This window comes from Mycobacteriales bacterium (assembly GCA_036497565.1).
Classification (GTDB): domain Bacteria; phylum Actinomycetota; class Actinomycetes; order Mycobacteriales; family QHCD01; genus DASXJE01.
Genome location: DASXJE010000251.1, coordinates 1 through 5,523 on the forward strand (window position 1 = coordinate 1; position 5,523 = coordinate 5,523).

The window sequence follows — 5,523 nt, forward strand, 5'->3', positions numbered from 1 at the left end:
GAGCAGTTGGCGTTCGGCGCCGCGCTCGCCGCGCTCGTGGCCGTCTCCCTCGCCCGGACCGGCGCGGTGGTGGCGCCCTGGAGCCTGCTCCACCCGCGGCGGCTGCCGGGCGAGCTGTGGCTGCTGGTCGCGGCGTCGGGCCGGATCGTGGTCGCCAACTGCCGGCTGGCCTATCGCATCTGGCATCCCGGCCGGCCGCTCGCCAGCGGGATGGTGATCACGCCGACGCGGGAGAGATCGGACGCCGGTCTCACCGGGGTCGGGATCATCAGCTCGCTGATCGTCGACAACCAGGTTGTCGACCTGGACCGGCGACGCGGCGAGCTCCTCTACCACGCCGTCGCCGTCCCGGAGGAGGAGCCGTCGGCGGCGTACGACGCCATCAACGGCCCCGTGGAACGACTGCTCGAGCGGATCGAGGATCGACATGACTGACGTCTACATCGCGGTCGCCATCGCCGAGATCGTCATCGGCGGACTGCTGCTGGTACGTCTCGCGCGGGGTCCGTCGGTGTGCGACCGGGTCGTCGCGCTCAACACCTTGTCGACCCAGGCCACCCTGTCGCTCTTGTTCTATTCGGCGTTCGCCGACCGGTCGATCGATCTTGACGTCGCCATCTGGCTCGCCGCGTTCAGCTACCTCGGCACGCTGATCTGGGCCCGGTTCCTGGAGAGGGGGCTGTTGTGAGGGAAGCGGTCGTCATCGCCCTGTGCATCGTCGGCCTGTTCTTCTCCTTGTCCGGTGCCGTCGGCGTGCTGCGGATGCCGGACCTCTACACCCGCATCCAGTGCTCGTCCAAGACCATCACCATGGGGGCGCTGCCGGTGCTCATCGCGCTCGTCGTCGCCGAGGGACCCGTCAGCCCGTACGGCGGTCGCGCTCTGCTGGTGGCTCTGCTGTTGCTCGTGGTCAACCCGGCGGCCTCACACGCGCTCGCCCGGGCGGCGTACAAGGCGGGCATACCGCAGTGGTCAGGTGCTGTGCGGGACGAGGTGCGTGAACGCCGTAACGCGGCAGGGGAGAACGAGCGGTGACGGGATTCTGGGTGCTCGACTACCTCTGCCTCGCCGCGATCCTCACGGCGGCGGTCCTCGTGCTGCGGCTGCCCAGCCTGAGCAGCGCGGTGATGGCCGTGTCCGCGATGGGCACCGTGCTGTCGCTGCTCTTCGTGGTGCTCGGGGCTCCCGACGACGCCCACGCCGAGGTGGTCGTCGGAGCGATCGCTTTGCCCGCGCTGTTCCTCATCGCCATCGGCAAGGTGCGTACCGACGTGCACGATCGCGGTGACCTGGGCGAGCGCGAGGACCTGTGACCGAGCCCACCCACCGGCGAGCGGTCGGCGCGGCGATCGTCGCCGCGGTGTTCGGGCTGCTCGTCGTGGCGTTGACCCAGCTTCCCGACGATCACGCCCCGCTGCCGGCGGTCGCCCGGGAGGCCATGCAGGTCGCGCTCCCCCGGTGGCACATCACCGAGCCGGTGAACGAGGTCGTCTACGGCACCCGCGGCTTCGACACCTTCGGCGAGACCTTTCTGCTGCTGGCCGCGGTGGTCAGCGTCGTCCTGCTGACCAGGCCGAGAGAGCGTCGTGCGGAACGGTCCGGTGAGGAGCAGATCGGCCGGCAGGAGGAGGCCGGGGAGAGTTCGGCCACCGACAGCGACGAGCGGGAGGCGAGGGGCGCGGAGGCCGAGGAAGTCCGCGACCGCGACGACTCGCCGCCGACGCCAGACGTCGCACCGGTGGGAACCCCCCGCCCCGAGCGGGCGGAGGAGATGACGGTCGTGGTCCGCACCGCCGCGCGGATCGTGGCGCCCGTCCTCGCCGTCGCTGGCCTCTACCTGGCCGCCTGGGGATACGCGCCCGGGGGCGGCTTCCCCGCCGGTGCCGTCGTGCTCGGCGTGGTGTTGCTGATCTACGCCGGTTTCGGTCACCGGCGGATCGCCCGGGTCACCCGACCGGCGAGTGTGGAACTCGTCGAACTCCTCGGCGCCATCGGCATCGTGATGATCGGCCTGCTCGGTCTGTTCCTGAAGGGCTCGTTCTTCGCCAACTGGGTACCGCTCGCCCCGGAGCAGACGATCCGCAGCGGCGGCATCCTGCAGCTCTTCTCCGGCGCCGAGCTGATCGAGGTCGCCAGCGGTCTGGTGCTGGCCGTCTTCTCGCTGCTGGTGATGCGACACGACTGGTCGCGGGACGAGTCGGACGACCCGGACGCGGGGACCGACCGATGATCGTCGTGAACTACGTCGCCGCCGCCGCGCTCCTCAGCATCGGGCTCTACATCGTGCTGACCCGACGCAACCTGATCAAGATGGTCATGGGCCTGTCCATCATGGAAGCCTCGACGTACCTGCTCCTGATCTCGATGGGATACCGCTCCGGGTCCACGGCGCCGGTCCTGCTCAATCCGCCGGCCGGCAAATCCCCGTCGCAGCTGGTGAACGGCAACGTCGCCGATCCGGTGCTGCAGAACTTCTGCCTGACCGCAATCGTCATCGGCGTCGCGGTCAGCGCCGTCTTCTTGTCCGTGGTGGTACGCATCGCCCAGCACTACCGGACGCTGGACGCCGACGAGGTGCGCAGGATGCGCGGATGAGCGACGCCGCGCTCGCCTCCCTGTTACCGCTGACCGTCGTCATCCCCATCGTCGGTGCGGTGGCGGCGCCGCTCTCGGCACGGGTGTCGCGTTCGCTGCCGCTCGTCATCTCCGTGCTAGCCATGGCCGGTACGACGGCCGTCCTGCTCCTGCTGGCACCGACCGTCTACAGCGGCCACATCCTGACCCACTTCATGGGCCACTGGACGCCGGTGAACGGCAAGGCGCTCGGTATCGCCTTCGGCGCCGACGCCTTCGGACTCACCTTCGCCCTCGTCTGCGCGACGGTCGGCGGCATCCTGCTGCTCTACACCCTCTCCGAACTCGGCCGGCTCGGCAGGCGCGAGCTCGGCGGTTACGCCTGCCTCTTCCAACTGCTCCTCGCCGCGCTGATCGGATCGGCGCTGACCGGAGACCTCTTCAACCTTTTCGTGTGGTTCGAGGTGGCCGCGCTCTCCTCCTACGGCCTCACCGGGTTCTTCCTCGAACGCCCACTCGCCCTCGAGGCGGCGTTCAAGGTCCTGGTACTGACGACGATCGCCAGCTTCGCCGTCTTCGTCGGCACCTCGCTGCTCTACGCCCAGCACGGCGCACTGAACATGGGGCAGGCGCACGACGCGCTCGCCGGCGGTGTGCACACGGCCGACCTCGTCGCGCTCGGGCTTCTCGTCGCCGGATTCGCGACCAAGGCCGGGCTCGTCCCGTTCCACGGGTGGCTACCGGACGCCCATACGGCCGCTCCCGGGCCGGTCTCGGCGCTGTTCTCCGGGCTCATGGTCAACCTGGGCGTCATCGCCATCGCCCGGCTCACCTTGCAGGTCTACGGTCCGCACGGGCGGCCCGTCCTCGGACTGGTCGTCGTCGTCGGCTGCGTGTCCGCCGTCATGGGCGCATGGCTCGCGCTGGGACAAGACGACCTCAAACGCCTGCTCGCCTACGACACCATCTCGCAGATGGGCGTCATCGCCGTTGGATTCGGCGTCGGCACGACAGCCGGCGCGGCCGGCGCCACCTACCAACTCGTCAATCATGCCCTGTACAAGGCGCTGCTCTTCCTCTGCGCCGGGAACATCGTGCACGCGACCGGGCTGACGAAACTCTCCGAGATGGGCGCTCTCGGCCGGCACCGGCCGATCACCGCCGCGGCGTTCATCGTCGGCGCCGCCGCCATCGCCGGCGTCCCGCCGTTGAACGGCTACGCGTCGCTGGGACTGATCCACGACGCCTTGCGCGACGGACACCCGGCCGTGTTCGCCGTCCTGCTCGGCGCGCAGGTGATCACGATCGCCGCCCTCGTCCGAGCCACCTACCTCGCGTTCTTCCGGAAGCGCGATGCGACCTACGAGGACCTCGAGCCGATCCGGCCCGGCATGCTCACCGCGTTCCTGCTGCTCGCGGTCGGTTGTGTCGCGCTCGGCGTCCTCCCGACCGTCGTACTCCCCCACATGATCGCTCCCGCCGCGGGCGCCCTGCTCGCCGGCGCGGCATACAGCCGCGGAGTCCTGCACGCGCCGGTGTCGCCGCTGCCGGTGCCGCACGTGGCATTCGAGTACTTTGCCCCGAGCGAGTTCGGGACCGTCGCGGGCACGGTCCTCCTCGGGCTGGTGCTGGCCTGGTGGTACATCCGACGCCCGACGCAGCCGCGGCTGATGAGCCTGGTCCGGTCCTGGCACACCGGATCGGTCAACGACTATGCGGCATATGCAGCCGTAGGGCTCATCGTCGCTGTCGCCGTGATGCTCACCGGCTGAGCCGAAACGGATTGGCCCCCGGCCCCACGGGTAGGAGCACCACGAGAGGCTCGCGGGGAGGAGACGTGATGGCGACCATAGGGAGCTTTCTGTCCTGCGAAGAATGGGGACCGAACGACCTGGTTGATCAGGCGAGGCAGGCGGAACAGGCGGGTTTCGCGGGATTGTGGATATCGGACCACTACCACCCGTGGACGGCGGAACAGGGCCAGAGCCCTTTCGTGTGGTCGGTGATCGGGGCGTTGTCCCAGGTCGTGTCGATCCCGGTGACCACCGCAGTCACCTGCCCCACGGTGCGCATCCACCCGGCAGTGCTCGCCCAGGCCGCCGCCACCTCCGGGGTCCAGCACCACGGCCGGTTCCGATTGGGCGTCGGCAGCGGAGAGGCGCTCAACGAGCACATCCTCGGTGACCACTGGCCACCGGCCGACACCCGGCTGGAGATGCTCGAGGAGGCCGTCGAGGTCATCCGGCTGCTCTTCGAAGGCGGTGTGAAAGACCACCGCGGGCGGCACTACACCGTGGAAAACGCTCAGCTGTTCACCCGACCCGACACCCCGGTCCCGATCCACGTGTCCGGGTTCGGCCCGGCCGCCGCGACATTGGCCGGCCGGATCGGCGACGGCTACATCTCGACGATGCCCGACGCCGACCTCGTGCAGGCATTCCGCGACGCCGGAGGCAGCGGAAAACCGGCCCAGGCAGGCACCAAGGTCTGCTGGGGCCCGGACGAGGACGAGGCCCGACGTACCGCACACCGCCTGTGGGCGACCGAGCAGCTGCCCGGTCAGCTCGCGCAGGAATTACCCACACCTCGCCACTTCGAGCAGGCGGCCACGCTCGTCACGCCGGACATGGTCGGCGACGCGGTGGTCTGCGGCAACGACGCCGGGCGGCACATCGCAATGATCGAGGGCTATCTCGATGCCGGCTACGACGAGGTCTACATCAGCCAGATCGGCCCCCAGCAGAAGGGCTTCTTCGACTTTTACCACGACAAGGTCCTCCCCCGGTTCAGCTGATATGCGGTGGCCCGCTCGAAGGAGATCCACATGACAGTGAGTTCATTCAGCGACCTGCCGCTTGCCGATCGTTCCCGACGCTGGAACGGCGGCGCGGCCGAGAAGCGCGTCCGCAAGTGGGCTGATGCCCAGGACGGGCCGAACGCCAAGTACCG

Annotated in this window: 8 protein-coding genes; all 8 read left to right on the forward strand. The window is 69.3% G+C overall.

The window, feature by feature from the left end:
- Nucleotides 1-435: Na+/H+ antiporter subunit E (locus VGH85_20130; GenBank protein HEY2176120.1), on the forward strand; the 435-nt coding region annotated here is incomplete at its 5' end.
- Nucleotides 428-688 (forward strand): monovalent cation/H+ antiporter complex subunit F, encoded by a 261-nt coding sequence (locus VGH85_20135; GenBank protein HEY2176121.1) that lies wholly within the window; start codon nt 428-430, stop codon nt 686-688. The genes VGH85_20130 and VGH85_20135, both read left to right, overlap by 8 nt.
- The gene (gene mnhG, locus VGH85_20140) at nt 685-1,035 is read left to right on the forward strand and encodes a monovalent cation/H(+) antiporter subunit G (protein ID HEY2176122.1); all 351 of its coding nucleotides are present in this window, start codon (nt 685-687) and stop codon (nt 1,033-1,035) included. The genes VGH85_20135 and mnhG overlap by 4 nt, the downstream gene beginning before the upstream one ends.
- The gene (locus VGH85_20145; GenBank protein HEY2176123.1) at nt 1,032-1,313 is read left to right on the forward strand and encodes a hydrogenase subunit MbhD domain-containing protein; all 282 of its coding nucleotides are present in this window, start codon (nt 1,032-1,034) and stop codon (nt 1,311-1,313) included. Before mnhG ends, VGH85_20145 begins: the two co-directional genes overlap by 4 nt.
- Nucleotides 1,310-2,230 carry an MnhB domain-containing protein gene (locus VGH85_20150; GenBank protein ID HEY2176124.1) on the forward strand — a complete coding sequence of 307 codons (921 nt, stop codon included), beginning with the start codon at nt 1,310-1,312 and terminating at the stop codon, nt 2,228-2,230. The genes VGH85_20145 and VGH85_20150 overlap by 4 nt, the downstream gene beginning before the upstream one ends.
- Complete coding sequence (locus VGH85_20155) at nt 2,227-2,595, forward strand: NADH-quinone oxidoreductase subunit K (protein HEY2176125.1); 369 nt, start codon at nt 2,227-2,229, stop codon at nt 2,593-2,595. The genes VGH85_20150 and VGH85_20155 overlap by 4 nt, the downstream gene beginning before the upstream one ends.
- Nucleotides 2,592-4,346, forward strand: coding sequence for a proton-conducting transporter membrane subunit (locus tag VGH85_20160; GenBank protein HEY2176126.1), 1,755 nt, complete (start codon nt 2,592-2,594; stop codon nt 4,344-4,346). Before VGH85_20155 ends, VGH85_20160 begins: the two co-directional genes overlap by 4 nt.
- A gap of 68 nt (nt 4,347-4,414) precedes the next feature.
- Nucleotides 4,415-5,368 (forward strand): LLM class F420-dependent oxidoreductase, encoded by a 954-nt coding sequence (locus tag VGH85_20165; GenBank protein HEY2176127.1) that lies wholly within the window; start codon nt 4,415-4,417, stop codon nt 5,366-5,368.
- The last annotated feature ends 155 nt before the right edge of the window (nt 5,369-5,523 follow it).

Excerpts from the sequence above, each read along its gene's own strand:
- VGH85_20135 (HEY2176121.1), top strand. The coding sequence starts at position 428 with ATGACTGACGTCTACATCGCGGTCGCCATCGCCGAGATCGTCATCGGC.
- VGH85_20155 (HEY2176125.1), top strand. The coding sequence starts at position 2,227 with ATGATCGTCGTGAACTACGTCGCCGCCGCCGCGCTCCTCAGCATCGGG.
- VGH85_20160 (HEY2176126.1), top strand. The coding sequence starts at position 2,592 with ATGAGCGACGCCGCGCTCGCCTCCCTGTTACCGCTGACCGTCGTCATC.
- VGH85_20165 (HEY2176127.1), top strand. The coding sequence starts at position 4,415 with ATGGCGACCATAGGGAGCTTTCTGTCCTGCGAAGAATGGGGACCGAAC.